This is a genomic window from Nocardia niigatensis NBRC 100131 (assembly GCF_000308655.1).
Classification (GTDB): domain Bacteria; phylum Actinomycetota; class Actinomycetes; order Mycobacteriales; family Mycobacteriaceae; genus Nocardia; species Nocardia niigatensis.
Window position 1 is genome coordinate 281,851 of the sequence record NZ_BAGC01000044.1, and the last position, 26,868, is coordinate 308,718.

Below are 26,868 nucleotides of genomic sequence, written 5' to 3' on the forward strand. Positions count from 1 at the left end.
TCACCACACGGCATCCGATTGCGCAACCAAGAGGTGGAGTACTGACATGACTCCGACGAGGTCACCACACGGCATCCGATTGCGCAACCAACAGGTGGAGTACTGACATGACTCCGACGAGGTCACCACACGGCATCCGATTGCGCTCGCAGGAAGTGGAGTACTGATATGCGCGTAATGGCGCAACTGGCCATGGTCATGAACCTGGACAAGTGCATCGGCTGCCACACCTGCAGCGTCACCTGCAAGCAGGCCTGGACCAACCGTTCGGGCACCGAGTACGTGTGGTTCAACAATGTGGAAACCCGTCCGGGACAGGGTTATCCGCGGCGCTACGAGGACCAGGAGAAGTGGAAGGGCGGCTGGACCCTCGACCGGAAGGGCCGGCTGACCCTCAAGTCCGGGTCGCGTCTGAAGCGGCTGCTCAGTATCTTCGCCAACCCGGATCTGCCCACCGTGTCGGACTACTACGACCCGTGGAGCTACGACTACGACAATCTGCTGTCGGCGCCGCAGATGGACACCACGCCGGTGGCGCGGCCCAAGTCGCTGATCACCGGTGAGGACACCAGCGTCACCTGGGGCGCGAACTGGGACGACTCGCTGGGGTCGGGGCCCGAGCAGGTGGGTAAGGACCCGTTGCTGGCCAAGCTCTCCGAGCAGGTCAAGCTCGAGTTCGAAGAAACGTTCATGTTCTACCTGCCCCGCATCTGCGAGCACTGCCTCAACCCCTCCTGCGCCGCGTCGTGCCCCTCAGGCGCGATCTACAAGCGCGCCGAGGACGGCATCGTGCTCGTCGACCAGGACAAATGCCGCGGCTGGCGCCAATGTGTGACCGGATGCCCGTACAAGAAGATCTACTTCAACCACAAAACCGGCAAAGCGGAAAAATGCACCTTCTGCTACCCGCGCGTGGAAGTCGGCATCCCCACCGTCTGCTCCGAAACCTGCGTCGGACGACTGCGCTACATCGGCGTCATGCTCTACGACGCCGACAAAGTCCTCCAAGCCGCCTCCGTCGAGAACGACCAGGACCTGTATCCCTCGCAGCTGGGGGTGTTCCTCAACCCGCACGACCCGCGCGTGATCGCCGAGGCCGAACAGGCCGGGATCTCCCCGGAATGGATTCAGGCCGCGCAGGATTCACCGGTCTACAAACTCATCGTCGACTACCAGATCGCGTTGCCGCTACACCCGGAATACCGGACCATGCCCATGGTCTGGTACGTGCCGCCACTGTCACCGGTCGTGGACACCCTGACCCAGACCGGGCACGACGGGGAGAACCACAACAACCTCTTCGGCGCCATCGACGCCCTGCGAATCCCGTTGGAGTACCTGGCCGAGCTGTTCACCGCCGGTGAGATCGGACCCGTCCGCGCCTCGCTGCAACGGCTGGCCGGAATGCGGTCGTTCATGCGCTCGATCAACCTCGGCCAAGAACCCGACCTCACCATCCCGGACGCGGTCGGCCTCGAACCCGAAGAAATCGAAGCCATGTACCGGCTGCTCGCGATCGCGAAATACGAACACCGCTACGTGATCCCCTCGGGCGCGACTTCCCGCGCCCACGAACTGGATTCCCTCGCCACCGGCTGCTCCCTCGACACCGACGGCGGGCCAGGCATGACGGCCTTCGACTACATGGCCGACAAGTTCCACCTCACCGACACCAACGACGCTTCCCCCGACCAGAAATCCAACCGGATCAACCTGTTGAACTGGGACGGCAAGAGCACGAAAGGCTTGGTGCCCACCGAAAACGGCACCAATGGCTCCGGTGCCAATGGCCATGGCGGGAGCGGAGCGAACGGCAGCGGCGCCGTCGTCTCCACCGCCACGTCCGGCAACGGCAACGGCAACGGCAATGGCCACCATGGTTCCGGCATCGACGGCGTCAGCAATGGCGCTACCGCCGCCGAGCCGGAACCCACCGGAGCCACACGATGAACCTGCTGAGACTGCGCCGGCGCCCCGAACCCGCCGTCAGCGCGCATGAGGACGATCGACGTCAGGCGTGGCGGCTGAACGCCCTGTCGCTGGATTACCCGCACCCGCGGACCCGCGCCCGGATCGACGAACTCGACGCCGCCGCACCGGACTCCACCGGAGCGCCGCGATGAGCCTGCTGAAACTGCGGCGCCGGCCCGAACCAGCCGTCGCCATGAGCGAACGCGATCGCCGGCTGGTGTGGCGGCTGGGTGCGCTGCTGCTCGACTACCCGAGCGCGCAGACCCTGGGCATGCTCGACGAACTCGACGCCGCCGCAGCGGAATTGCCGGACTCGGTGCGTCCGCTGCTGGCCGGGTTCCTCGAACATCTGCGCACCGGCGATGCCATCGCGCTGGCCCAGGAGTATGTCGAGACCTTCGACATGCGCCGCCGGGCCAGCCTGCACCTGACCTTCTACGCCTACGGGGACACCCGCAAGCGCGGGATGGCGCTGCTGCGGTTCAAGCACGCCTACCGGCACGCCGGTGTCGAACTCGGCGACGAGGAACTGCCCGACCACCTGCCCGTGCTGCTCGAATTCGCCGCCACCGTCGACCCCGTCGGCGGCGAACGGCTGCTGGGTGAACACGTCCCGGTGCTGGAACTGCTGCGGTTGTCGCTTTCCGACAGCGGATCTCCCTATGCCGGGGTGCTGGCGTCGGTGGTGGCGACCCTGCCACCGGTCACCACCGCCGACCGCCGGCGCATCGCCGAACTCGCCGCCCAGGGCCCGCCCGAGGAAGAAGTCGGATTGGAGCCCTTCGCCATGGACCCGCTCGCCTTCACCGGATCGGAGGCCCGCCGATGAGCTCCGCGCTCTGGCTGATGCTGCCCTACATCGCGTTCACGTCCTTCGTGCTCGGGCACCTGTGGCGCTACCGCACCGACCAATTCGGCTGGACCACACGGTCTTCGCAGGTCTACGAGTCGCGGCTGCTGCGTCTGGGCAGTCCGCTGTTCCACTTCGGCATGCTCGGGGTGATCGGCGGGCACGTGCTCGGCGTGCTCATTCCGCAGTCCTGGACCGACGCCGTCGGCATCTCGGAGGAGATGTACCACGTGGTCGCGGTCTCGGCGGGATCCGTTGCGGGCGTGGCCGTCATCGCCGGCATCGGCATTCTGCTCTACCGCCGCGTCACCGTTTCCGCGGTCCGTCAGGCCACCACCACCAATGACAAGGTGATGTACATCCTGCTGGCCGCCGCCCTGATCACCGGGCTGCTGAACACCCTCGGCAGCAACCTGCTGTGGGGCACCTACAACTACCGCGAGACCGTCTCCCCCTGGTTCCGCAGTCTGTTCACCCTGCATCCGCACCCCGACCTCATGGTCGGCACGCCGTGGACCTTCCAGGCGCACGGCCTGATCGTGTTGTCGCTCATCGCTTTCTGGCCGTACACCCGCCTGGTGCACATGTTCTCCGCCCCCGTCGGCTACCTGGTCCGCCCGTATGTGGTGTACCGCGCCAAACCGAAGAAGTCCGCGGACAAGACGCGCTACGCCCGCGCCTGGGAGACCCCCGCCATTCCGCGTCGCTGAGACACGGGCCGTTCAGCGGGACACCGGGCGCCATCGATTTATCGATGGCGCCCGGTTCCGTCCGGTGTTACTGTTCGGCCCGGCCGAGCCGAGCGGTTGGGCCTGGAATTGTCTTCGGGGGAAATCGTGTTCAATTGGTATGTCGGCCTGCTCGCGCTCAGTGGCGTCATCATGCTGGTACTGGCGGCCGTGCGGCAGGGGCAGAGTAGCGCCTCACGCACCGTCAACGGCATTTTCGGCGCGGTCTATCTCGGCTACGCGTTCTATCTCGCCTTCCTGTTCGACGGCGGCTCCTACCTCATCTTCTTCCAGGCGTTCATTCTGCCGGTCGTGATGGTGGTCAATTACTTCCGCAATCGCACGCCGAAGCCGAAACTCACCGATACGCAGAAGGCGTGGCGTGAATACCAGCGCTCCGCCGGGCAGCATTAGGCGCTCTTCCGAGCGACAATAGCGCGGTGTTCTCGAAAAAAACCGAGCCCGAACGGGTTACGCCTCCCACCACGCCCTGCCCCGACTGCGGGGAACGCCGCGTGACGCTGAGCGCGAATATGGATACGTATCTGATCCTGCGCAATGGCGGGCGGGCCCTGTCGGACCTGCTCGCCCTGCTCTGCCTCGGCTGCGGACGGGTGTTCTTCTACGCGGAACGGCTCGACAGGGTGCGGGCCGCGATGAAGTCGACGACGTCCTGAACGCTGCCGGGCTGTTCCCGCGTCGCGCGCGTCAGGTGTTCCAGCGCGTCGTCGAGGCGGGAGCTCGGTCCGTGCTCGGCGAGCAGGACGGCGATGGCCTCCCAGGTGGCGGCGGTCGGATTCGGTTGCGCCAGCAGCTCTTCGAGATAGCTGTCGGGGTCCAGCAGGCGTAGGGCGCGGCGGGCGTGGGCGTGCACGCGCCGGGGCAGCTCCGCGCGGATGATGTCGATGTCGCGAGGTTGGACGTGACCGGGCTGGTCGGGGTCGAGGCGCACCGACCACATCAGGTCCGGGTCCTCGGGCAGTCCCTCGCCGGTGAGCAGACCCGGCCCCGCCGCGGTCTCGATCGCGAGCGGCGCGCGGCCCAGGCGCTCGTTGCGCCAGTTGCGGAATTCCCACCACGCGGTCGGGGTCGCCCAGGCCCCCAGCCCGAATCGGAGCATCTGCTGCCCACCGGTGAAGGTCCGGAAGGTCCGCGTCCGCGCCACCGTGGCCACTCCACCCGGCAGCACCCGCACCCAGGTGGGCTCCGCCCCCTCAAAACCATACGGCTGCAGCAGTTTTCCCGTATCGCGCATCAAGCGGCGCAGCGCCGACTCCGGTTTGACCATCCCCGCAGAGTAGCGGCGCGAGCCGACAGGACGACGTAGCCCGCCATCCGCCCAGCGTGCGGCGCGTCTCGACGAACACGCCGCCACTAGCGGAGGTACGGGACAGGCTGGACCCAGTGGAATCCGCGAGAGATCACGCGGAAGCGGTCGAGATCGACACGGGTCAGGCGCAAGTGGACCGGACGCCCGGCCAGCTGACCATCCAGATTCAGCTGATCGGCCTGAGGCTGGTCATAGTTCAGAATGGCGAGCTTCCACTGATGCGACAGGTCCTTCGTGATGGTCACCGTGTGCAGATCGGCGTCGATCTCCACTGGGAAGGACACCAGCGAGTCGTCCATACGCTGCGCGGTCACCCCCTGCGGGACGTCGAAGATGAGGCGGCGAAATCGGTCCGTCGGGCCGATGAGCTGTCCCTCCGGGGGCGTGGGCCGGAAGTCGACCAGTGCGGGGACCTCCTGGCCCGCGACCGTGTACTCGGTGACATCCCAGATCCCGTACAGCGCCGAGTGCGGCCGGCCGTTACCGTACGTCCGCCAGGCGTCATGACCCTCGGTGAGGGTGGTGAACAGCACCCACAACCCCAGCATCGCCTGCGCTGCCACCAGGATTCGCCGCCCACGCGGGGACTGGACCAGCGCCTCGGGCCCGCGCCCGGGCACCGCGTGACCGGTCAGTGCCCGGACGACGCGCACGATCTCCGGGGCCGCCAGCACCACCGCGTACACGAGCAGCTGACCCGAGAGGATCTTCACCGGCACGTCGAAGGTGAGATTCAGCAGGAAAACCTGGAGCGTCACCACGACCGCCAGGACCGCGCCCAGGCCGGCGGTGAACGGCAGGATGAGCAGCACGCCTGCGGTGATTTCCGCTGCGCCCAAGGCGATTTCGTAGGGCTCAGAGCTGGCGGTCTGCGACCACAGCACCGCCATCGGGCTCAGATCGCCGAACGGCTCCACCAGCCGGTCCAGCGCGAACGCCATCTGCGAGGGCAGCAGTTTCGTAACGCCGTACAGCAGGAGGGCGCTCATCAGAGCCAGGCGCAGCACCAAACGGAACCACGCGTACAGGCGCGCATAGTCCGGCCGCCGCCGATCCAGCACCGACCACATCACCGCGATCGGCGCCGCGACGACCAGCAGGGTGAATATCGACACCCAGTTCGCGGCGGTATCACCGCTTCCCGTGAACGACCAGTCGACGCGGACGCCGAACACCCGCTCGCCCACCTGGTCCGTGAGCGGATGCAGTGCCGTCCATTTCGCCACGCCCATCACGGCCTGCTGCGAGACTCCCACCGACCGGAGCAGCATGTGCAGCACCCACACCCCGGCCATGCCCACACCCAGCACCACGAATGCGTACCGGAACATCATCCGCCGCCAGGGACTCCAGCAAGGCTCCGCCGGCTCAACCGCCGCCCCGGCCCCCGCTTCGACGTCCAATCGCACAACCACGCCGATCCCTTCGACAGCTACCGCAACCGATTACCTTGCGGCGCTGAACGTTAGGTCAGCGAACAGCCGGGGCGTACCCGGCAAATCCATTGCCACCACACCCCCTGCCCCCGGAACCGGGGCCAAGGGGGTGCGTGACTGACTGGGCGCTTCGCGTGTCCGAGGCTGCCGCGCTAGACCTTCGCGCGGGCGTCCCGCTTCGAGCGGGCGAAGTTGCGCATGATGGGCAGATCGACCCAGTGGTAGAGCAGTGCGGCGAGGGCGGTCGACACGACCAGGCACAGCAGGGAGAAGCCGGACCAGCCGAGGATGCCGAACTCCCTGCCGCCGATCAGGAATCGGGTGACCAGGACCATGACCGGGAACTGGATGAGGTAGAAGGCGAAGGAGACATTGCCGAGCCACACCATGCGCGGGTGGGAGTTGAGGCCGCGAATGCCGGCCAGGTCCCGGGCGGCCATGGTGGCCACCACCGCGGTCATCGGGGGCAGCAGCAGCACCGACATCTTGTAGTTCACCGGCACCACCCAGGTCGCCGCGTACGCGATGGTCAGCGCGACCAGCGGCCAGGCGAGATTGGTGTTGCGCCAACGACCTTCGAGCACCATGCGGGCCGCCAGCACGCCGAGGAAGAACTCCGGCAGGCGGGACAGCGGGAAGGTGTAGCTGAGCCAGTACGACGGGGACACCGGGATGTCGGGCTGCTGGAACCAGGCCGGGGAGGCGTGCAGTTCGTAGTGCGGCGACGCGTTGCCCGGAACCAGCCGCGGCGCAAAGGCATTCGCGATGCCCTTCGGGCCGTCCACCCACAGGAAGTACGAGGTGTGCAGCAGGGCGATGCCCAGCATCAGCAGGCCGGCGGCCAGCAGCAGCCGGCGGGTCGGGATCCGCATGACCAGTGGCAGCAGCAGCGGAAAGCTCAGGTAGAACAGCACTTCCGCGGCCAGCGACCAGGACGGGACATTCAGCCCGCCGACCGTGGTCCATTTCGGCACCCAGGTGTGCACCAGCAGCAGGTTCGGCACCCACACCACCGCGCGGTGCAGGGGCACGCTCGCCACCACGATGAAGGCGGCGGCGGCCAGCAGGTGCGTCGGATAGATCTTGAGCACCCGCCGCCGATAGAAGGCGCGCACCGACATGCCCGGCCGGAACGACCAGTAGATGATGAAGCCGGACAGCACGAAGAAGAAGGTGACGCCCGCGGCCCCGAGCTGCATCGGGATCCACTCGTGGATGTGGCGGAACAGCGCCGACTTCTGGAACGGGTAGACCGGCAGGAACACCAAGGCGTGCAATACGAATACCGCGAACGCCGCCCACCACCGCGCGCCGGTCAGCGAGGGCAGCGCGGGCCGCTCCCGCCGGGCGCGCTCGGCGACGGACTCGGTGAGGCCCTTCGTCCGGACCGGCTCGGCCGTCCGGACGGGCTCGGCGGCTCGGACCGGTTCGGCGGCCCGCGTGGACTGGGCCGGCTGGAGAAGCTGGGTGGTGTACTGCTCCACCCCGAGCGCGGCGGCGGCCTCGCGCGGGGCGACTTCGGGTGGGAGGGTCATCGTGCATACCTCTCGTACAGTGCGTTTGCTACCACGGCGTCGCCCTGCGGAGCGGGGTGGAACGGCAGCCCGGTGATATTGACTTTCGGGTCGAGCACTCCGTTGACCCACTGCTGCGGCGTGCACAGCCCGTGCCCGGCGGTGAGCGCGCGGGCGTCCAGATATTCCAGGTTCAGCTGCGTGGCGGCTTCACGCCCGGCCTGGTCGAGGCGATTGAGGTACTCGACGACGGTGCGGCCGCGCGGCTGGGTGGCCGGGATGCCCGCGATGTCGTAACAGATCGAGTCCTGGTCGGGCCGGAACAGTTCCGGGTAGCCGACGATCACGATGTGCGCGTTGCGGGCGTAGTACCGGATGTAGGTGATGATCTTGCTGATGCGGGCGGCGTACTCGGCGCCGGTCACGTTCTGCGGGTCGGTCATCCGGCCGGCGGCCACCGCGTCGGGACCGCAGCCGCCGAGGACGTCGTAGAAGCAGCCCTCGATCGAACTCCACGGGGACTGCTTCGCGCCGCCCCAGAAGTCGTTGAGCCCGAACTGCAATGTCACCAGTTTGGTGTTCGGCCCGAACGCGCCCGCCTTGTCGGCATTGGCCGCCTGAACCTTCAGGGTGTACCCGTCCCCGGTGTCGAACGACGCGCCCGGACACGACTGGTTCCACATCTGATCCGTGCCCTGCACGCCCATCCGCTCGCCCAGTTGCACCGGCCACGCGGTGTCGCCGTGGTCGCACTTCTTCTCCTGGGACAGCGGGTTCCAGCCGTTGGCCGTGAACGAATCGCCCAGGATGACGAGTTCCTTGCCCTGCGGAGCCGAATCCGCTTGCGCTCCAGCCGTTCCCGTCAGGGCCGCGGCGACGGCGACCACGGCGGCACACAGCCACCGACCGTTGTTTCCCGACACGTGCATACTCCGGTTTCGTCAGTAGCCGGCGCGGGGCTCGAACCCGGGGGCGTCCAGGGTCGGCGGCGCGGGCTTGGGCGCCTGCTGGGTCTGCGGCGCGAGCTTGGGCGCAACCGGTTGTGCCGCAGGGGCTTCGGGCGCCACGGGGGCGACCGGCTGCGGAGCGGGCGCCTCGGTGGCGGGCTCCGGGGCCGCGGCCGGTGCGGGGGCGGCGCTCGGAGCGGGGGCGGCGGTGCTCGCCGGGGCGGTGGTGCTGCTGACGACGGCGACAGTGGTGGTGCTCGCCGGGGTGGCGGGCGTGTCGGCGGCCTTGTCGCTTCCGCACGCCGCCAGCGCGCCGATCAGCAAGACCCCGCCGATGGCGGCCGCCGCGGTGCGCGCGGCCGGAGCGCCTGGGATACGGAACTTCATGGAACCCTCGAATCGCAAATTGAACGGTGAGCTTTTCACTTTTGCGCGGAGTGTACAAGAGGCCCCGAGGGCCAGGCCGCGGCAAGAGCAAACCGCAAAACCCCTGGGCAATCGGGAAACTCGACGAGGACGCTATCAGCGGTCAAACAGCCGATCGGCGGGCGCTGGATAGCATCAGCGCCCGTATCGGTCGTAGATGGCATTGGCGACCACGGCGTCACCCTGGGTGGACGGATGGAAGAACAGGCCGTCGATATCGGTCCGTGGATCGAAGACGCCGTTGAGCCAGGGCTGCGACGAGCAGAGCCCATGACCGGTGGTGAGCGCGCGGGAATCGAGAAACTCGATGCCCAGCAGCTGGGCGGCTTCCCGCTGCGCCTGGTCGATACGGTAGAAGTACTCCACCACCGCGCGACCACGTGACTGGATGAACGGCACCACGCCGCCGATGCTGAGACAGACCGTGCTGGTGCCCGGGGTGAACAACTCCGGATAGCCGACGAACACAATGCGGGCGTTGGGCGCGTAGTACCGGATGTAGGTGACGGCGTTGCTCATGCGCTTGGCCATCAGCGCCCCGGACACGCCGTTGTAGTCGGGCATCCGGCCCTGATCGACAGACTCCGGATCGCAGCCGTCGGCCAGGTTGAACACGCAGCCCTGCAACGACTTCCAGAGCGTCTGGTCGTTCTTGCCCCACTTGTCGTTGAGCCCGAACTGCAGCGTGACGAGCTTGGTGTTCGGCCCGAAAGCGCCTGCCTTGTCCGCTTTCTGGGCCTCCTGGGCCAGGCTCCACCCCGGCCCGCTGTCGATCGACGCGCCCGGGCAGGAGGGATCGGCCATCTCGTCGGTCCCGTACACGCCCATGAGCCGGCCCAGCTGTACCGGCCAGGCCGTGCGGCCGTGACGCAGACAGCTGTTGTCCTGGTCCAGGAAGTCCCAGGCGTTCGCGGAGAACGAATCGCCCAGCACCACCAGCTCTTTGCCCGCGGGGGCGGAATCCGGCGAGGCCGGATCCGCGTTCGCGGCGGTCACGCTCGAGACCGAGGCCACAGTCGAGACCGAGGCCGCGAGCGCCACCGCGGCGGCGCGAAGCCACCGCCCACCATTACCCAGCACGAGACGATCCAGCTTCCTCAGTAACCCGCACGCGGCTCGAACCCGGGCGCGTCCAGCGTCGGCGGCGCGGGCTTCTGCTGCTGCTGCGTCTGCGGCGCGGGCTTGGGAGCCACCGGCTGGGGCGCGACGACTTCGGGAGCCACCGGCTGCGGCGCGACCGGTTCCGTTGCGGCCGGCTGCGGAGCGGGCGCCTCGGTGGTGGGTGCGGGCGCGACGGTGGTCGGCGCGGGAGCGGCCGTCGAACTCGCGGCGGGCGCCGAAGTGACGGCCGAACTACTGGTGCCGCTCTGCGACCCGTCGGACGACTTGTCGCTGCCGCATCCTGTGACCCCCGCCAACAGCAACGTTCCGCCGATCAGCGCCGCGGCGGCACGGACTACGAACTCCCCCGGTGTAGCAGACTTCATGGGTACCTCGAATCTGGATCTGAAGTGTGATCTATTCACTTCAGCGGGCAGTGTACAAAACCCATTCACCCCGCCTGCCCCGATTCGGGAAACTGCCCCGGATACTCGGGGCAGCGAAACCGATAATCCCTGGTCAGGACCACATCACCGAGTGAAACCTGTTCCAGATGGAAGGTCGCCCCGGACCGCCGGTCCGGCCGCCCGGGTCCGCGTATCCAAACACAGATCCCACGCGGGCGGGCCGGTATCGACATCCCCGCCGGGGGCCCGCACCACCCGGGCAACCCTGCCCGATTTGAAGCAATGACACTTCATACCGAGCTCTTACGAACCACAGTGTTCGCGGCCGCCGCGCCCCCTCCCGAGCTCAGCCTGCGAGCTTCGCCAAGTTGGGGAAGTTGCTCAGTTCCCAGCCGCCGTCCACCACCATGTCGATGCCGGTGATGTAGGAGGCGTCCTCGGAGGCGAGGAACAGGCAGGGGCCCGCGATCTGTTCCGGGGTGGCGGGGGCGCCCATCGGGATGCGGTCCAGGAACATCTGTTTGGCGGGCTCATAGCCCATGACCGCGGCGACCAGCGGGGTGTCCACCAGGCCGGGGAGGATGGCGTTCACACGGATGCGGTGCTGGGCCAGTTCCAGGGCCGCGTTCTTGGTGAACATCACCACGCCCGCCTTGCCGGTGGCGTAGGGGCTGCCACCGGGCATGGGGACGCGCGCGTCCAGAGAGGAGATGTTGACGATCGATCCGCCGCCCGTCGACTTCATCAGGCGCGCTTCGTGTTTGGTGCACAGGAAGACGCTCTTCTGGATCAGGTCGATGGTGAAGTCCCAGTCGGCCTCGGTGAGGTCGGTGACCGCGCCGATACGGGACGCGCCCGCCGCGTTGAAGGCGGCGTCGAGACGGCCGAAACGGGTTGCGGCGGTGCCGACTCCGGCCTCGACCTGGGCCTCGTCGGTGACATCGGTGACCACGGGAACGAAGGCCTCGCCGAGCTCGGCGGCCTTCTTCTGCAGGCCGGCCTCGTCGAGATCGAGGCCGACGACATTCGCGCCCTCGGCGATCAGCGCGGCCGCGATGGCCGCGCCGATGCCGGAGGCCGCCCCGGTGACGACCGCGGCGCGGCCGTCGAATCTACGGGCGTTCATAACTATTGCTCCTCAGGGGATTTCGAGGTCGATCGGGGCGGTCAGCGCCGTCCCGCGCGCAGGAACTCGCCGGCGCGTTCCCGGCCCAGGGTATCGGCCTTCTCGCCCAGCCCGAAGACGAACGCGCCGTTCACCAGCACCGCGGTGACGGTCTCGTCATTGCGGTTGACCATGCGGGAGAGATTGTCGAACTCCGGGATCGGGTTCTCGGCATAGGCCTCCAGGCTGTCATCCAGGCGCGCCGGATCGATGATCAGCACATCGGCCCGGTCGCCCTCGCGCAGGTGCCCGGCGTCCAGGTCGTACCAGTCCGCCAGCTCACCGGACACCCGGTGCACGGCGCGCTCGACCGTCATGAACGGCCGACCCGCCTGCTGCGCCTGGTACACCCGCTTCAGCAGCCGCAGCCCGAAGTTGTAGAAGGCCATGTTCCGCAGATGCGCGCCCGCGTCCGAGAATCCCAGTTGCACAGTGGGATCCGCGGCCAGGATATCCAGCACCTCGGGCCGGTGATTGGAGATGGTGGTGCGCCAGCGCACCTTCGGCCCGTACTCCACCACCAGATCCAGGAAGGCGTCCACCGGGTGCACGCCGCCGCGATCCACGCCGACCTGACCGAAGGTCTTGCCGATCACGCTCTCGTCCGGGCACTCGGTGATCTCGGCGTCGAAGAAGTCCCGGTGCCAGACCCGCGGGCCCCACTTCTTGTCGTAGTCCTTGCGGAACCAGCGACGGTAGTTCTCGTCGGCCAGCAATGCCCGCCGCTCCTCCAGCTGGTTCGACAGGTGCAGGGCCGCCGCACCGGAACCGAACTCCTCGAAGACCGGCAGGTCGATGCCGTCGGAGTACACCTCGAACGGCACCGGCAGATGCTGCCAGCGGAAGTCGCCGCCCAGCCCGTTGATGATCTTGCCCAGCAGCGGGAAGATCTTCACAACACCGGGAATCGCCTTGATGTCGGCCGCCGAGAGCAGGCTCACCTTCAGCTTGGGCCGGAAGAAGCCCAGGCTGCTCGCCGCCATGGCGACCAGACTCTGCGGCTTGGCCACGTCGGGACCGCCCTGCAGCGCCCGCTTGCGGTCGCGCAGAATGCGATTCAGCCGCCGCCGCTCCGTGGTGGTGGCATAGGTGGAGGGCAGCGTCCGCGACCGGCACACCTCGCCGTCCAGCTTGTCGAACAGCAGCTGCTGCGAGGACATGCCGACGAACCCGGCGTCCAGCGCCTCGGTCAGCTTGTGCTCCATGGCCGTCAGCTCGGACTCGGTCGGCTTCACGTCCGGGTCGGTGGCCCGCTGCAAACCGAGTTGGGAGGCCCGGATGTCCGAATGCCCGATGAAGGCAGCGACATTCGGGCCGAGCGGCAGCGACTCCAGCGCCGCCACATATCCGTGCGCACTGTTCCAGGTCTTCAGCGCCTCGACCGCCTCGACCACATGCTTGCGCGGGATCGCCTCCACCCGGCCGAACAGGTCACCGGCATCCGAGCCGCCGACATGCACGGTGGACAGCGAGCACGACCCGAGCAGCAAGGTGGTGACGCCGTGCCGCAGCGACTCCGACAGGGTCGGATCCAGCAGCACCTCCACGTCGTAGTGGGTGTGGATGTCGATCATGCCCGGCATCACCCAGCGGCCGGTCGCGTCGATCACCCGGCCGCACCCGGTCTCGTCCAGCGGCGCGGACGACACGGTCGCCACCCGGCCGTCACGGATGCCGAGATTGCGGATAGCCGAGGGCGCCCCGGTGCCGTCGAACCAGCGTCCGTTCTTGATGATGGTGTCGTACACAGGAATTCACTTCCCCAAAGAGAGGTCGCGGCGCAGCACCTTGCCGGTGGCATTGCGCGGCAACGGATCCGCGGTGACCAGCCAGCGGGCAGGCACCTTGAAGTAGGCCAGCTGCCCGGCCACGTGATCGCGCAACTCGTCCTCGGACAGCTGCTCCGGGTCGTCGACCACCACGATGGCGGCGACCTCCTGGCCGAGATCCTCGTGCGGGACACCGATCACGGCCGACTCCCGCACCAGCGGGTGCTCGTCGAGCACGTTCTCGATCTCCTGCGGGTAGACGTTCTCGCCACCGCGCAGGATGAGATCCGAACGGCGGCCGGAGATGTAGAGCTTGCCCGCCCGCAGGGTGCCGTAATCGCCCGTGCGCAGCCAGCGGTTCTCGTCGATGGACGCCTTGGTGGCATCCTCGTTGTTCCAGTAGCCGAGCATGACGTATGGGCTGCGGATGCAGATCTCGCCCTCTTCACCGTCGGGCACGGGCTTGCCGTCGGGGTCGCGAACCTCGAGGGAGACGCCGACCACGGCACGGCCCACGGTTTCGTTGTCGGCGGCCAGTTCCGGCGGGGTCGCGACGGTCGCGGCGGTACCGGACTCGGTGCAGCCGTAGCTGGTGGTGAGGCCCTGCAACGCGACCGGGAACCGCTCACGCAGCCGCTGCACCAGAATCGGCGAGGACGGCGCGGAGTTGAGCGAGAAGGCGGTCAGCGAGGACAGGTCGTACTTCGAGATGTCCACGGCCAGAATACGAGTCGCCAAGGTCGGCACGGCCGCCCAGTTGGTGACCCGCTCCGTCTCGACCAGCTTCAGCAGTGATTCGGCGTCGAACTCGCCCGAGGTCGGGAAGATGACGGCGTCACCGGTGGTGAGGCGCGGGACCGACAGGTTGTGCAGGCTCGCGATGTGGAACAGCGGCATCGTGGCCAGGTAGCGGCGGCCTGCCGGGGAACCGTCCCAGTCCTGGCCACGGAAACCGGCGGCCAGGGCGTCCATGAACCGGTGGTAGTCGGCCACGGCGACCATGTTCTGCTGGGTGTGCACCACACCCTTGGGGCGACCGGTCGTGCCGGACGTGTAGAGGATGATCGCCGGATCGTCCTCGCCCACTTCCGCGCTCGGATTGCCGCCGGTGAACTCCGCGACCAGCGCTGGCAGGTCGGTTTCCATGGTCAGCACCGGAATATCCGTGCCGGTCTCCGCGGCCAGCGCAGCGCGCTTGGCATCGGCGATGACGACCTTCGGGGCGGAGTGCTCGAGGCCGTAGGCGATCTCGCGCGGCACCCACCACGCGTTGAAACCGACCGGGATCGCCCCCAGCCGCTGCGCAGCCCAGAAGGTCAGCACCCATTCGGGGTTGTTGGCGGCCAGGATGCCGACGCGGTCGCCCTTGCCGACGCCGTAGCGCTCGGCCAGCGCGGCAGCGAGCGCGCCGGCGGCGGCGTAATGCTCGGCGAAGGTGTAGTGGGTCCGCGCGGACACGAGATAGTCGCGATCGCCCAGCTCACGGGACGCCTCCAGCAACTCCAGCAGCGATCGGTGGCGATGTTTGAACACCGGCAGCGGTGCGCCGAGCACCGGCTCGACTGTCATCTCGAACGGCCCGCCCGGCCCGGTCAGCTTCCCGGCCACCTGGGCGGCCAGAGCCTGGAGATCAACAGCATTGGTCATGAATCAAGTCCTCGAATCCGATTGCGCGAACCCTCGCAGCTTGCCCGAGTGAGGCCCGTCACGCACGTCCCCTCACTGTGTCGAAGGTCGCCTTCATGTAGGCGTCGGCCCGCTCGGAGCCGATCAGGCCGGGGGCCATGCGGTTCATGGCGTAGGCGAAGGTGACGCGGTGGTCCAGGTCGTTGACGACGTGCGCGCCGCCCAGCCCGTTCCACCAGCAGACGCGGCCGTCCGGCACCTGCGGCGCGGTCTGCGGGTGCGGCAGGCCGTAGCCGATGCCGAAGCGCAGCGGCAGCAGGATGGCCAGGTCCACCCCGTCGGACTGCTGCTCGAAGATGAGGTCGATCGTCTTGTCCGACAGGAACTTCCGGCCGGCCAGCTCGCCGCCATTGCTGATCACCGACTGCAGCCAGGCGATGGAACGGGCATTGCCGTGACCGCCCATGCCGCCCAGCTCCGCCTGCCGCCAGCCCGGGGTCGCGCACTCGGCGAAGTCGAGCAGAGGCTGGAACAGCGTCTTGAACATGACGCTGTCCTGCGGCAGCAGCGACTGGTCGAACTCGGGAAGATCCGGCGGGACGAGGGTGGCGATCCGGTCGAAATCCGCTGCGGGCGTGCCGATGTGGAAGTCAGCGCCCAGCGGCTGCGCCAGCTCCTCCGCGAAGAAGCGGCCCAGCGGGCGGCCGGTGACACGCTTGACCACCGCGCCCAGCAGGTGCCCGTAGTTCATGGCGTGATAGCCCGAGACGGTGCCCGGCTCCCACCAGGGCGCTTGCGCCGCAAGGCGATCCGTGGCCGCGTCGATGTCGTAGATGTCCGGCAGCACGATCGGAGCCTCCCAGCCGGAGACGCCGGAGGTGTGCGAAAGCAGATGCCGCACTTCGATATCGGCCTTGCCGTTGGCCGCGAACTCCGGCCAATAGTGGGCTACCTTCTGGTACACGTCCAGCTCACCGCGGTCGACCAGCAGCAGCACGCTCAGCGCGACCATGGTCTTGGTGATGGAGAAGGTGTTCACCAGGGTGTCCGAGGTCCACGGCCGGGTCTGCTCCGGGTCGGCCCAGCCGCCCCAGAGATCTACCACCGTTTCGCCGTTCACGGTCACGCACACCGAGGCGCCCAGTTCCGCGCCCGACTCCACCTGCTCGGTGAAAGCCGTACGGACCGACTCGAATTCGTCGGCACAGAATCCAGCCACGGTGCGCCCGCCCGTTGCCCCATCGCCGCCCCGATGGGAATCGCTTTGCGATGCCGTGTTCATTTCTCCCCCTCTACGCCCGCGCCAGCGCGCGACTGCGCACCGGCAGCGTGTTGCCCGCGGCGGCGGCCCGGCGCGCGCCGTCGGCGAGTTCCTTCTTCAGCTCGCGGACGTAGACGTCGAAGTCGATCTGAATGGTGTGCCGCGGCGAGTTGTAGTAGCGCTCGGCGCGTTCGGCCTCGGCCTTCGCCATCGCGGTGGTCATATCCGCCTGCGACGGGAAGCGGTAGTTGCCCGACAGATACGCCGCGACCAGCTTGGACTGCTGCTCGGCGAAGTTCACCAGGGTCGGCATCGGCTGCGCCAGGCCGAGATAGAAGAGATTGTCGATGTCCGGCTTCAGTATCTGACGCCACAGCGGCAGCTTGTTGCTCGCGTCCGGCCGCAGCGCCGGATCGGTGAAGAACGGGAAGCTGATGTGATAGCCGGTGGCGCACACCACCACATCCACCTCTTCGGACGAACCGTCGGCGAAGTGCACGGTCTTGCCGTCCAGACGGGTGATGGCCGGCTTGAAATCGATGTCGCCGCAACCGACCCGGTGCAGGAACTCCTCACTCGCCGACGGATGCGCCTCGAAGGGCAGGTGATCGGGCTTGGGCAGGCCGTAATCCTCCATGCGGCCGCGGTTCTTGACCACGAAGCGCTGCTTGAGCTTGAGCGCCACCTTGGGCGGCATCCACGCGGGCACCACCTGCGTGTCGCCGACCTTGCCGCCGACGTACTTGGGCAGCACCCACACACCGCGGCGGGCCGAAACCCACAGCTTCGAGGCGAGGAACGTCTGCGACAGCTCCGAGGCGATGTCCAGGCCGGAATTGCCCATGCCCACCACGACGACTCGCTTGCCGCGCATGTCGATCGGGTCGAACGGGTCGTTGTAGGCGTGCGAATGGATCAGCGTGCCGTCGAACTCACCCGGGTAGTCGGGGGTGCGCGGATCCCAGTGGTGACCGTTGGCCACGATCAGCGCGTCGTAGGTCTCGACGCGGCCCTGATCGGTGGTGAGGGTCCACAGGCCGTCGGCGCCCCGCTCGGCCGAGGTCACCTTGTTGTTGAAGATGATCCGGTCGCGGATGTCGAAGTGGTCGACGTAATCCTTGAAGTACTGGTGCAACTGGCTGTGGTGCGGGAAGTCCGGCCATTCCGCGGGCGCCGGGAAGTCCTCGAATTGCAGCCGGAACTTCGAGGTGTCGATGTGCAGGCTCTGGTAGCAGGCCGACATCCCGTTCGGGTTCTTGTAGTACCAGTTGCCGCCCACCTCGTCGGAGGCTTCGTAGCAGTCGAAGGGAATGCCGTATTCGGCGAGCCGTTTCGCGGCGGTGATGCCGGACGGGCCGGCGCCGATGATGGCGACCCGGGGCAGCTCACGATTTTGTGCAGATAGCGCAGCCAATTCACTCTCCTGGTTCGGCGACGGGCCATTGAGCCCTGCCGGACGTGACGTGCCACACACGCTAACACTCGCTAGACAGTGTGTCTAGTGAGTGAACTTGCGTCTATTATTCAAGCGTGACCCGATCCGATGTAGACCCCGACGCACCCCGGCGCACCTCGCTGCGCGACGAACAGAAGCGGCTCACCCGCAGCCGGCTCATCGACGCGGCCAAACAGCTGTTCACCACGGAGGGTTACGCGCCGGTCCGCGTCGACGACATCGCCGCCGCCGTGGGCTGCAGCCGCGCCACCTTCTACCTGCACTTCACCGGCAAACCCGATGTGCTGCGGGCAATCGCCGAACAGGGCACACTGCCCAGCGTCCAGCACTTCTACGAGGACCTCGACCATGTGCTCGACACCGGCTCACGCGAGGAATTCGCCGCCTGGATGCGCCGCGCCATCGACTGGTTCCAGGAATACAAGGACCTACTCCCCGCGTGGGACGAGGCGACCACCCTCGAACCCGAGTTCCGCGAGGTGGCCAGGGAAGGCATCATGGCCCTCCCCAACGTCATGAGCTCCTACCTCTCCCGCTGGCCCGCCGACCGCCAGGACGAAGCCCACCTGCGCGTGGAACTCCTTGTCGCCCAACTGGAACGCTTCTTCACCCGGTGGGCCATGCAGGGCACCATCGACGTCTCCGCCGAGGAGGCCGCGAACGTCCTCACCGACATCTGGTACCCGGCCCTGCAGACCCCCGGAAAGTAGTACCGGGAGGCAGTCCCTTTGCGCTGACGCCGTGCTGCAACAGAATGTCGACGGCTCGACCGGTCAACAGTCGGCCGACTCCAGGTATAACGGCACCACCGGATTCATTGCCGGAAGTTCGTCCACTGAAAGCTCCGGCCTGAATGCGATCGAAGCGTTCCTGAACGGCTTTCAGACCGGCAGCACCGGCGGCCAGGTCGTTTCCCACTGCGCCGGCGTGACACGGGCTCGGTCCAGTTCCCAGAATGCGCGCAGCGCAAGGATTTTGCCGTCGGAATTCACGCGGTAGACGGCGACGAGATCGACCTCGACGGCAATGTCCGGGCGGGTGCTGCGGATGGTGCCGGTGAAGGCGGCTTCGTCGCCGCAGGCGAAAGAATCCGTCCAGGTGAATTCGATGCGGCTGGGGGCGATTGCCTTGTCCCAGAAGGCCGCGATGGCTTCCTGGCCCGAATGGCCCTCGCCGATCGGGTCGTACGGGGAGATACCGACCGGGTCCTCGACACGGGCGTCCGGCGCGAAGAGTGACAGCCACTCGTCCTTGCGCTGGGCGCGCACTGCCGCCTGCGAGGCGAGGCCGGCGCGGCGGGCGGGGTGTTCGGGCGGCATTCCGCCATCCTCACCGGCGGTGGGGTGGGCGGGGGCGGCGAATACCGGTGAGCGGGATATTCGAAGGCCGACGCGGCGATCGGGCCCGCCCGTGCGAATTGCGGGCGTCAGGCGGCCCGGACGCGCGGGGTGAGAGGTCACCGGCGGAGAACGAGAACTCCGGTCATACCGTGGCGTGTCTCACACGGGGAGAAATGACTCGGGCCGACGCCATTTCGACGTCGGCCCGGAATCTGAAATCTAATTGTTTAGGAATGGGAGGCGGCGGAACCGGTCCAGCCGAAACCCGCGCCCTGATCGGTCGGCTGGGTGTTGTTGACCAGCGCCTGGCACTGGTCGTAGGTCTGGCCCGACTGGATGCACGCCGTCCACGGGTCGTAGATCGTGGGGAAATCGGCGGCCGCGGTGGCGGCCGGGCCGGCGATACCGCCCGCGATCACAGCGGCGACGACAAGCTTCTTCACGTGGGGTCCTCCAAAGTCTCGACCGAATTCCGGTAAAGGTTGCCACGCGAATCGAAAATCACCAAGCGATAGGGGAATTGGTCAAGTCGATTCGGGCCGGGCCCCTAACGAGCCGGGGTGAACCCCTAACGCGGCGGGCCCGGACCGTACCGATCAGGCGGCGCGAGCGGCCGCCAGCGAATCGCTCGCCGCATAGTAGCGATCGGTCAGCAAGCGCACCACGGCCGGATGCACACCGATCGGCTCGGCGACACCGTCCGCGCCCGCCTCGTGCAGGCGCTGCTGGAACAGGCCGTGCGCGAGCAGATAGGAGGCCACGAAGACCCGGCGCGCACCCGAGGCCCGCACCGCCGCAACCACTTCCGGCACCTTCGGCTCACCGGTCGCGATATAGGCCAAGTGGGCGGTCGTGCCGACCCGGTCGGAGAGCAGGTTGGCCGCGCGCTGCACATCCCGGCGCGCCCGCGCGTCGGAGGAACCCGCGGCGGCGAACACCACCGCGTCCCCCGGCCGCCAGCCCGCCGTCAGCAGCCGCAGGTGCATGACCTCGGCCAGCGCCGGGTCGGGCCCCATGGCCTGGGTGACCGCGACCGCGTTGTGCGCACTCGCGGCCACCTCTCGAGGCACGTCCTGATACACGTGGTAGCCCGAGGCCAGGAAGGCCGGAACCACCACGGCGGGAACCGGATCCAGATCCCGCAGCACCTCGGCCGGGGCGGGCCCCAGCACATCCACGAACGCGGTGCGCACCCGCGGCGCGACCGCGATCTCACGCAACGATGCCGATGCGGCCCCGAAATCGGCACCGGCACCTGTCTCGGTCATGACACCGCGGGCTCCGTGCGCGTGCGCACTCAGCTCCCGTGCCACCGCATCCGCCAGTTCGGCGATCATCTCGACGCCTCGCGCGCTCCGGGTGCCGTGTGCCACCAGCACCAGCGCGGGCGCGCTCACCACGCACCCCCGGCTGGACGGATGGGACGCGCGGCCGCCACGGGGGCGGGACGGGCGGCCGAGGCCGCCTGCGCCGGGAAGCCCACGGGGCGGGCCGAGCCGTTCACCGGAGTCACCGGGCGGCGGGCCGCGACGGCGGTCGGCGGAACGTCCGCGTGCGGCGCACGGGCACCGGGAATGCGCGCCGGCGCCTCGCGGCGCGCGCCCAGACCCTGGGTGTGCGCCGGAACCGGTTGGCGCGCAGCCGGAACCGCGGGCTCCGGGTGCGGGTTGTCGGTGCACTCGGCGGGGTCCAGGGCCAGCCGGTAGCCGCGCTTGACGACGGTCTGGATGGACTTGGGGGCGCCCAGGCCCGCGCGCAGACGGGCGATGGCGGTCTCCACGGCGTGGGTGTCGTCGCCCCCACCGGGGAGGGCGGCGAGCAGATCCTCGCGGGAGACGACCCGGCCCGGCTGCCGGGCCAGGGAACGCATGAGCGCCATGGGCGCGGGAGCCAGCTGCCGCACCTGACCGTCCACCACGACGCAGGCGCCGCGCACGCTGAGGACGTGGCCCGCGGCCTGAATCCGGTTGGCGCGCCGGGGAAGTTCCTCGGCGACGTGGCGGGCCAGCGCGCCCAGGCGGGCCCGGCCGGGCATGGAGGTGGGCACGCCCAGCTCCTCCAGCGGCGCGGCGGTGATGGGACCGACGCAGGCCGGCAGCACCCGGGTGCGGAAGGCGTGCAGTACGGCCTCCAGCAGCCCGGTTTCCTTGGCGCGCATGAGAAGTGACGCCACGGCCGGGGCGCTGGTGAAGGTCACGCAGTCCAGTCCGGCGGTGACGATCCCCTCGATGAGGCGATCCATGGGGGTGCGGTCGTCCGGCGGAATCCACCGGTAGACCGGAACCGGGACCACATCGGCTCCGGCACAGCGCAATACCTCGCAGAAGTCCGGCACCGGCTCCCACTCGGTGGTGGCGCCGTGCAGCTGCACCGCGATCCGGACCCCCTCGACCCCCTGGGCCAGCAGGTGGTCCAGCACCTCGGCGCTGGATTCCGAAGCGGGAGACCATTCTTCGCGCAGCTCGGCCGCGCGGATGGCGCCCTTGGCCTTGGGTCCGCGGGCCAGCATGCGGGTCGAGGCCAGGGTGGTGCGCAGGTCCTCGGCCAGGCCCCAGCCCTCCGCGGCCTCCATCCAGCCGCGGAAGCCGATGCCGGTGGTAGCCACCGAGATCCGCGGCGGGTCCGCGACCAGCTGCCGCGTCACCCGCTCCAGCTCGGTGTCGTCGGCCAGTGGGATGATCCGGATGGCCGGGGCGGCAATGACATTCGCGCCGCGCCGGGCCAGCAGGGTGCCGAGTTCCTCGGCGCGCCGGGCGGCCGTGATGCCGACCGTGAATCCGGCCAGGGGGGTACCGCCGTCAACCTCGGTCATGCCGTACCGCCGACGAATTGGACGGGGTCGTTGGACACCGCGACCACGCCGTCCGACACCTGGACGGCGTAGATCGGCAGGGAGATGGTGTCATCGTCCAGGCACCGCCCATCGATCAGCGAGAAGGCCTGCTTGAGCAGGGGCGAAGCCACCACCGGCACCCCGCCGCGGTCGCCCACCAGGCCGCGCGACATGACCGCCGCGCGTCCGAAGGGATCGATATTGCCGACGGCGAACAGCGTCCCGTCGGCGGTGAGGAACAGGGCTGCCTGACGGCCGCCCTTGAGCAGGACCGCCACGCCGCGGCCGGGAATCAGATAGTCCTGCCGGCAGGCCTGTGTCCAACCGGAAACTGCGGTGACTGCGGTGCTGGGTGTGTCGATCACGGTCATCGGTAACTCTCCTCCGAACGCCTTATCTATTGGTACCGGCGTCCTGTTTCCTCGCGGTTAAGCAGTCATTTCCCGTGCGTGGCGGTCTCTGTGGCACTGGTCGCATTGACCGGAATGTCCGGAATTCCCAGCAGGACAGGCACCTTGCGCTCACCGGTCTCGTCGAACCCGATGGTCGGGTCGGACTCCTCCGGCGCGTTCACGAAGGACACGAAGCGCGACAGCTTGCCCTCGTCCTCGAGCACCGCGGCCCACTCGTCCTTGTACCCTTCGACGTGCTTGGCCATGGCCGCCTCCAAATCAGCGGCGATACCCAGGCTGTCCTCGCAGACCACCTGCTTGAGGTAGTCGATGCCGCCCTCCAGGGCCTCCTGCCACGGCGCGGTGCGCTGCAGCCGGTCCGCGGTGCGGATGTAGAACATCAGGTAGCGGTCGATGTAGCGGATCAGCGTCTCATCGTCGAGCTCACCGGCCAGCAGCACCGCGTGCTTCGGGGTCAGACCACCGTTGCCGCCGACATACAGGTTCCAGCCGTTCTCGGTGGCGATGACGCCGACGTCCTTGCCGCGCGCCTCCGCGCACTCCCGGGCGCAACCCGAGACCGCCAGCTTCAGCTTGTGCGGGGAACGCAAACCGCGGTAACGCTTTTCGAGCAGTACGGCCATGCCGACCGAGTCCTGCTGGCCGTAGCGGCACCAGGTCGAGCCCACGCAGGACTTCACGGTGCGCAGCGACTTGCCGTAGGCGTGACCGGACTCCATGCCCGCGTCGACCAGGCGCTTCCAGATCAGCGGCAGCTGCTCCACGCGGGCGCCGAACAGGTCGATGCGCTGACCGCCGGTGACCTTCACGTACAGGTCGAACTCCTTGGCCACCTCACCGATGGTGATGAGCTGCTCGGCGGTCACCTCACCGCCGGGCATGCGCGGCACCACCGAGTAGGTGCCGTTCTTCTGCAGGTTGGCCAGGAAGTGGTCGTTGGTGTCCTGCAGCGAGGCCTGCTCGCCGTCGAGGATGTGATCGCTCGAGGTGGACGCCAGGATGGAGGCGACGGTCGGCTTGCAGATGTCGCAGCCGGTTCCGGTGCCGTACTTGGCGATCAGGCCCGAGAAGGTGCGGATGCCGGTCGACTGGATGATGTGGAACAGCTCGGCCCGCGACTGCGTGAAGTGCTCGCACAGCGACTTGGAGACCGCCACACCTGACTGCTCCAGCAGCTTCTTGAGCATGGGAACGCAACCGCCGCAGGAGGTTCCGGCATTGGTGCAGCTCTTGATGGCCGGCACGTCGCAGGCGCCGTCGGCGATGGCGCCGCAGATCGAGCCCTTGGACACGTTGTTGCAGGAGCAGATCTGCGCGTCGTCGGGCAGCGCGTCCGCGCCGAGTTCCGCACCGGCCGGGGAGATCAGCGCGGCCGGATCGGCCGGCAGCGGACGGCCGACCAGCGGGCGCAGCGCCGAGTACTGGGTCGCGTCACCGACCAGCACACCGCCGAGCAGGGTCTGCGCGTCATCGGAGACGACCAGCTTGGCGTAGGTGCCCTTGGCCGCGTCGTGCAGCACCACCGACAGCGCGCCCTCGGTGCGGCCGTGCGCGTCACCGAAGGACGCCACGTCCACACCCAGCAGCTTCAGCTTGGTGGACAGGTCCGCGCCCGGAAACTCGCCCGCGCCGCCGAGCAGACGGTCGGCGACCACCTCGGCGGTGTTGTAGCCGGGGGCGACCAGGCCGTAGCAGACACCCTCGACCGCCGCGACCTCGCCGATCGCGTAGATGTTCGGGTCCGAGGTCTGCAGGCCCAGGTCGGTGATGACACCGCCGCGCTCGCCGACCGCCAGGCCCGCACCGCGGGCGATTTCGTCACGTGGACGGACACCCGCCGCGAAAACCACCAGGGCGGAACGCAATTCGCTGCCGTCGGAGAAGCTGACCTTGAGCTTCTCGGCCAGCGGCGCGTCCTCGACGGTCTCGATGGAGGAGGTGCCGACACCGGTGTGCACGGCCAGACCCAGCTCGGTCACCAGCTTCTCGAGGATGGCGCCGCCGCCCTCGTCGATCTGGGCCGGCATCAGCCACTTGTTGAACTCGACCACGTGCGGGGTCATGCCCAGCAGGCGCAGCGCGTTGGCCGCCTCCAGGCCGAGCAGACCGCCGCCGACCACGATGCCGACCGCGCCCGGACCGGCCGCCTCGGCCGCGGCCCGGATGCCGTCCAGGTCGTCGATGGTGCGGTAGACGAAGCAGCCATCCGCGTCGTGGCCCGGCACCGGCGGCACGAAGGCGTAGGAGCCGGTCGCGAGAACCAGTGCGTCGTAACCGATCACCTCACCGCTGGAGGTGGTGACCTTGCGGGCGGTGCGGTCGATGACGTCGGCCTTCACACCGAGCCGGACGTCGACCAGGGAGTCGCCCTCGTACTCGTTGCCGGGCAGCGCCAGCGCGGACGCCTCCCAGATGCCGACGTAGGAGGACAGGCCGACGCGGTCGTAGGCGGCCAGCTTCTCCTCGCTGAGGACGATGACCTGCCAGGTCCCGGCCTCGTCACGAGAGCGCAGCGCCTCCACGAAGCGGTGCCCGACCATGCCGTGGCCGACCACTACGACGGTCTTGCGTTCGATGCTGTGGGTCATGACGGTCCCTTTCGCGGATGGGGAAGTCAGGCGCGAGCCGACGTAGTGGACTGGGAATCGGTTGCGGTGGAACCGGTTTCGGCTTCGAGCACCAGGGCTTCGGCCTCGATGACGACAGCGGCGTCGGCAGTTTCGGGAGTGAGCGCCCGCAGGCTCGGGCGGCGCATGAAGACCGCCCAGCAGACCACGCCGCACAGCACATAGAAGGCCATGAAGACCCAGAACGCGGTGGTCGCGGACTTGGTGGAGGCGTAGGAGGAGCGCAGCACCAGGTTGATGCCGACACCGCCCAGCGCGCCGATGGCGCCGACGAAGCCGATGAGCGCACCCGAGGTATTGCGGGCCCAGGCCGCGCGGGTGGCCGAATCACCTTCCAGGGAGCGGGATTTCGCCTCGAAGACCGACGGGATGATCTTGGTGACCGCGCCGTTGCCGAAACCCGAGATGACGAACAGCGCGGTGAAGCCGATGATCATGGCCACCAGCACGCCGCCCTTCGGATGTCCGGCGTGGTCACCCATGCTCGAGGCCACCGTGACCACCAGGGCCGCCACGGTCATGGCGCCGAAGGTGAACAGCGTGACCTTGCTGCCGCCGATGCGATCGGCCCACTTGCCGCCGTAGGGGCGGGCCAGCGAACCCAGCAGCGGGCCGATGAAGGCGATCTGCGCGGCGTGCAGGGTGGCCGCCGCGACGCTCGCGCCGCCGGCCTTGAAACTGATCTGCAGCACCTGGCCGAAGGCGAAGCTGTAACCGATGAAGGAACCGAAGGTGCCGATGTAGAGGAACGCGATGGCCCAGGACTGCGGCACCCGCAGCGCCTTGATCATGTAGGACAGGTCGGCCTTCTGGTTCTTGACGTTGTCCATGTAGAGCGCCGCGCCCAGCGCCGCCACCACGATCAGGGCCAGGTAGATCGCGCACACCACCGAGGCGTTGCCGTAGGCGTTGCCCAGGGTCGCGATCACCGCGAGGCCGATCAACTGCACCACCGGCACGCCGATATTGCCGCCGCCCGCGTTGACGCCCAGCGCCCAGCCCTTGAGCCGCTGCGGGTAGAAGACGTTGATATTGGACATCGACGAGGAGAAGTTGCCGCCGCCGAAGCCCGCGAAGGCCGCCACGACCAGGAAGGTCGTGTAGGAGGTGCCCGGCTGGTTGATGAAGTACAGCGCGAGCAGCGTCGGGATGAGCAGCAGCAGCGCGCTCACGATGGTCCAGTTGCGACCGCCGAACTTCGCGGTGGCGACGGTGTACGGGATCCGCATGAAGCCGCCGACCAGGGTGGGCATCGCGCCCAGGAAGAACTTGCCGGCCGGGTCGATGCCGAACTTGTCGGTGGGCATGAACAGCACCATCACCGACCAGATCGACCACACCGAGAACCCGACATGCTCGGCGAACACCGACCAGATCAGATTGCGGCGCGCGATGTCCTTACCACCGGCTTCCCAAGCCACGACATCCTCGGCATCCCAATGCTCGATGTCGCGCTTGCGGGTCAGCGTCGTCAACAAGAGGCCCTCCTGAAATCTGGATGGCCCCAAGGTAGAAAACGGGTATTGCGGCGATGCTGCGCGAAATGACCGATAAATCAACGGTTGCTCACGAAATCCCAGCAAAGGGCGTGAGAACTCGCGTTATGTTTCGAGCATGTGACACAAGGGTTTCCGGCAGCCACAAATCGCCAGAAAACGCCTGAAAACA

General features: G+C 68.0%; 25 protein-coding genes and 1 pseudogene. 7 read left to right on the forward strand and 19 right to left on the reverse strand.

What is annotated here, in order from left to right:
• Positions 1–177 precede the first annotated feature (177 nt).
• The 6 genes from narH (at position 178) to ON33_RS41485 (ending at position 4,226) form a co-directional block, all read left to right on the forward strand.
• Positions 178–1,950: a nitrate reductase subunit beta gene (gene narH, locus ON33_RS22080; RefSeq protein WP_083869182.1), complete on the forward strand. Its 1,773-nt coding sequence runs from the start codon at positions 178–180 to the stop codon at positions 1,948–1,950.
• A complete protein-coding gene (locus ON33_RS41480) occupies positions 1,947–2,123 on the forward strand; it encodes a hypothetical protein (protein ID WP_157184663.1) in 177 nt (58 codons plus the stop codon). Before narH ends, ON33_RS41480 begins: the two co-directional genes overlap by 4 nt.
• Positions 2,120–2,800: a nitrate reductase molybdenum cofactor assembly chaperone gene (gene narJ / locus ON33_RS22085; protein WP_040860872.1), complete on the forward strand. Its 681-nt coding sequence runs from the start codon at positions 2,120–2,122 to the stop codon at positions 2,798–2,800. The genes ON33_RS41480 and narJ overlap by 4 nt, the downstream gene beginning before the upstream one ends.
• The gene (narI, locus tag ON33_RS22090; RefSeq protein ID WP_040860873.1) at positions 2,797–3,531 is read left to right on the forward strand and encodes a respiratory nitrate reductase subunit gamma; all 735 of its coding nucleotides are present in this window, start codon (positions 2,797–2,799) and stop codon (positions 3,529–3,531) included. The genes narJ and narI overlap by 4 nt, the downstream gene beginning before the upstream one ends.
• Before the next feature lie 126 nt (positions 3,532–3,657).
• Positions 3,658–3,963: a hypothetical protein gene (locus ON33_RS22095; RefSeq protein ID WP_040860990.1), complete on the forward strand. Its 306-nt coding sequence runs from the start codon at positions 3,658–3,660 to the stop codon at positions 3,961–3,963.
• A 26-nt stretch (positions 3,964–3,989) separates the two neighbouring features.
• Positions 3,990–4,226 carry a hypothetical protein gene (locus ON33_RS41485; RefSeq protein WP_157184664.1) on the forward strand — a complete coding sequence of 79 codons (237 nt, stop codon included), beginning with the start codon at positions 3,990–3,992 and terminating at the stop codon, positions 4,224–4,226.
• Here ON33_RS41485 and ON33_RS22100 read toward each other — a convergent pair.
• The 12 genes from ON33_RS22100 to ON33_RS22155 form a co-directional block, all read right to left on the reverse strand.
• The gene (locus tag ON33_RS22100) at positions 4,172–4,837 is read right to left on the reverse strand and encodes a hypothetical protein (protein ID WP_051152615.1); all 666 of its coding nucleotides are present in this window, start codon (positions 4,835–4,837) and stop codon (positions 4,172–4,174) included. The genes ON33_RS41485 and ON33_RS22100 overlap by 55 nt on opposite strands.
• Positions 4,838–4,923: 86 nt before the next feature.
• The gene (locus tag ON33_RS22105) at positions 4,924–6,210 is read right to left on the reverse strand and encodes a DoxX family protein (protein WP_157184665.1); all 1,287 of its coding nucleotides are present in this window, start codon (positions 6,208–6,210) and stop codon (positions 4,924–4,926) included.
• Positions 6,211–6,467: 257 nt separating this feature from the next.
• Positions 6,468–7,850: an acyltransferase family protein gene (locus ON33_RS22110; RefSeq protein ID WP_245550657.1), complete on the reverse strand. Its 1,383-nt coding sequence runs from the start codon at positions 7,848–7,850 to the stop codon at positions 6,468–6,470.
• Positions 7,847–8,752: an SGNH/GDSL hydrolase family protein gene (locus tag ON33_RS22115; RefSeq protein ID WP_157184666.1), complete on the reverse strand. Its 906-nt coding sequence runs from the start codon at positions 8,750–8,752 to the stop codon at positions 7,847–7,849. The genes ON33_RS22110 and ON33_RS22115 overlap by 4 nt, the downstream gene beginning before the upstream one ends.
• An 18-nt stretch (positions 8,753–8,770) precedes the next feature.
• On the reverse strand, positions 8,771–9,163 hold the full coding sequence (locus ON33_RS41490) for a hypothetical protein (RefSeq protein ID WP_040860874.1): 393 nt from the start codon (positions 9,161–9,163) through the stop codon (positions 8,771–8,773).
• A 174-nt stretch (positions 9,164–9,337) separates the two neighbouring features.
• Positions 9,338–10,282, reverse strand: a complete 945-nt coding sequence (locus ON33_RS22125; protein ID WP_157184667.1) for an SGNH/GDSL hydrolase family protein — start codon at positions 10,280–10,282, stop codon at positions 9,338–9,340.
• A 17-nt stretch (positions 10,283–10,299) separates the two neighbouring features.
• Positions 10,300–10,689: a hypothetical protein gene (locus tag ON33_RS22130; protein WP_040860875.1), complete on the reverse strand. Its 390-nt coding sequence runs from the start codon at positions 10,687–10,689 to the stop codon at positions 10,300–10,302.
• Positions 10,690–11,056: 367 nt separating this feature from the next.
• Complete coding sequence (locus ON33_RS22135) at positions 11,057–11,836, reverse strand: SDR family NAD(P)-dependent oxidoreductase (protein WP_040860876.1); 780 nt, start codon at positions 11,834–11,836, stop codon at positions 11,057–11,059.
• 41 nt (positions 11,837–11,877) lie between these two features.
• Complete coding sequence (locus tag ON33_RS22140; RefSeq protein ID WP_040860877.1) at positions 11,878–13,623, reverse strand: N-acyl-D-amino-acid deacylase family protein; 1,746 nt, start codon at positions 13,621–13,623, stop codon at positions 11,878–11,880.
• Between the two features lie 6 nt (positions 13,624–13,629).
• Positions 13,630–15,291: a steroid-24-oyl-CoA synthetase gene (gene casG, locus ON33_RS22145; protein ID WP_040860878.1), complete on the reverse strand. Its 1,662-nt coding sequence runs from the start codon at positions 15,289–15,291 to the stop codon at positions 13,630–13,632.
• Positions 15,292–15,349: 58 nt separating this feature from the next.
• A complete protein-coding gene (locus tag ON33_RS22150; protein WP_083869184.1) occupies positions 15,350–16,552 on the reverse strand; it encodes a serine hydrolase domain-containing protein in 1,203 nt (400 codons plus the stop codon).
• 10 nt (positions 16,553–16,562) lie between these two features.
• On the reverse strand, positions 16,563–17,945 hold the full coding sequence (locus tag ON33_RS22155) for a flavin-containing monooxygenase (RefSeq protein ID WP_040860880.1): 1,383 nt from the start codon (positions 17,943–17,945) through the stop codon (positions 16,563–16,565).
• Between the two features lie 116 nt (positions 17,946–18,061).
• Here ON33_RS22155 and ON33_RS22160 point away from each other — a divergent pair, with 116 nt between their 5' ends.
• Positions 18,062–18,697 (forward strand): TetR/AcrR family transcriptional regulator, encoded by a 636-nt coding sequence (locus ON33_RS22160; protein ID WP_040860881.1) that lies wholly within the window; start codon positions 18,062–18,064, stop codon positions 18,695–18,697.
• Positions 18,698–18,868: 171 nt separating this feature from the next.
• On the opposite strand, the gene ON33_RS22165 is transcribed toward ON33_RS22160, so the two are convergent.
• From ON33_RS22165 to ON33_RS22195, 7 genes and pseudogenes are all read right to left on the reverse strand, one after another.
• Entirely contained in the window at positions 18,869–19,306 is a 438-nt protein-coding gene (locus ON33_RS22165; RefSeq protein ID WP_051152619.1) for a nuclear transport factor 2 family protein, read from the reverse strand.
• Positions 19,307–19,554: 248 nt separating this feature from the next.
• The gene (locus ON33_RS22170; RefSeq protein WP_040860882.1) at positions 19,555–19,770 is read right to left on the reverse strand and encodes a hypothetical protein; all 216 of its coding nucleotides are present in this window, start codon (positions 19,768–19,770) and stop codon (positions 19,555–19,557) included.
• A 153-nt stretch (positions 19,771–19,923) separates the two neighbouring features.
• Positions 19,924–20,724, reverse strand: a complete 801-nt coding sequence (locus tag ON33_RS22175) for a sirohydrochlorin chelatase (protein WP_040860997.1) — start codon at positions 20,722–20,724, stop codon at positions 19,924–19,926.
• Between the two features lie 269 nt (positions 20,725–20,993).
• Positions 20,994–22,139 (reverse strand): annotated as a pseudogene (locus tag ON33_RS22180) (uroporphyrinogen-III synthase); the annotation flags it as partial.
• Positions 22,136–22,531, reverse strand: a complete 396-nt coding sequence (gene nirD, locus ON33_RS22185) for a nitrite reductase small subunit NirD (protein WP_040860883.1) — start codon at positions 22,529–22,531, stop codon at positions 22,136–22,138. The pseudogene ON33_RS22180 and the gene nirD, both read right to left, overlap by 4 nt.
• Positions 22,532–22,596: 65 nt before the next feature.
• Positions 22,597–25,161, reverse strand: coding sequence for a nitrite reductase large subunit NirB (gene nirB / locus ON33_RS22190; RefSeq protein WP_040860884.1), 2,565 nt, complete (start codon positions 25,159–25,161; stop codon positions 22,597–22,599).
• Between the two features lie 26 nt (positions 25,162–25,187).
• The gene (locus tag ON33_RS22195; RefSeq protein WP_373281050.1) at positions 25,188–26,678 is read right to left on the reverse strand and encodes a nitrate/nitrite transporter; all 1,491 of its coding nucleotides are present in this window, start codon (positions 26,676–26,678) and stop codon (positions 25,188–25,190) included.
• Positions 26,679–26,868: the final 190 nt, after the last annotated feature.

Coding starts and splice junctions, on each gene's coding strand:
- narH (WP_083869182.1), top strand. CDS start 178: ATGGCGCAACTGGCCATGGTCATGAACCTGGACAAGTGCATCGGCTGC.
- ON33_RS41480 (WP_157184663.1), top strand. CDS start 1,947: ATGAACCTGCTGAGACTGCGCCGGCGCCCCGAACCCGCCGTCAGCGCG.
- narJ (WP_040860872.1), top strand. CDS start 2,120: ATGAGCCTGCTGAAACTGCGGCGCCGGCCCGAACCAGCCGTCGCCATG.
- narI (WP_040860873.1), top strand. CDS start 2,797: ATGAGCTCCGCGCTCTGGCTGATGCTGCCCTACATCGCGTTCACGTCC.
- ON33_RS22100 (WP_051152615.1), bottom strand. CDS start 4,837: ATGGTCAAACCGGAGTCGGCGCTGCGCCGCTTGATGCGCGATACGGGA.
- ON33_RS22105 (WP_157184665.1), bottom strand. CDS start 6,210: ATGTTCCGGTACGCATTCGTGGTGCTGGGTGTGGGCATGGCCGGGGTG.
- ON33_RS22110 (WP_245550657.1), bottom strand. CDS start 7,850: ATGACCCTCCCACCCGAAGTCGCCCCGCGCGAGGCCGCCGCCGCGCTC.
- ON33_RS41490 (WP_040860874.1), bottom strand. CDS start 9,163: ATGAAGTTCCGTATCCCAGGCGCTCCGGCCGCGCGCACCGCGGCGGCC.
- ON33_RS22130 (WP_040860875.1), bottom strand. CDS start 10,689: ATGAAGTCTGCTACACCGGGGGAGTTCGTAGTCCGTGCCGCCGCGGCG.
- ON33_RS22135 (WP_040860876.1), bottom strand. CDS start 11,836: ATGAACGCCCGTAGATTCGACGGCCGCGCCGCGGTCGTCACCGGGGCG.
- casG (WP_040860878.1), bottom strand. CDS start 15,291: ATGACCAATGCTGTTGATCTCCAGGCTCTGGCCGCCCAGGTGGCCGGG.
- ON33_RS22150 (WP_083869184.1), bottom strand. CDS start 16,552: ATGAACACGGCATCGCAAAGCGATTCCCATCGGGGCGGCGATGGGGCA.
- ON33_RS22165 (WP_051152619.1), bottom strand. CDS start 19,306: ATGCCGCCCGAACACCCCGCCCGCCGCGCCGGCCTCGCCTCGCAGGCG.
- nirD (WP_040860883.1), bottom strand. CDS start 22,531: ATGACCGTGATCGACACACCCAGCACCGCAGTCACCGCAGTTTCCGGT.
- nirB (WP_040860884.1), bottom strand. CDS start 25,161: ATGACCCACAGCATCGAACGCAAGACCGTCGTAGTGGTCGGCCACGGC.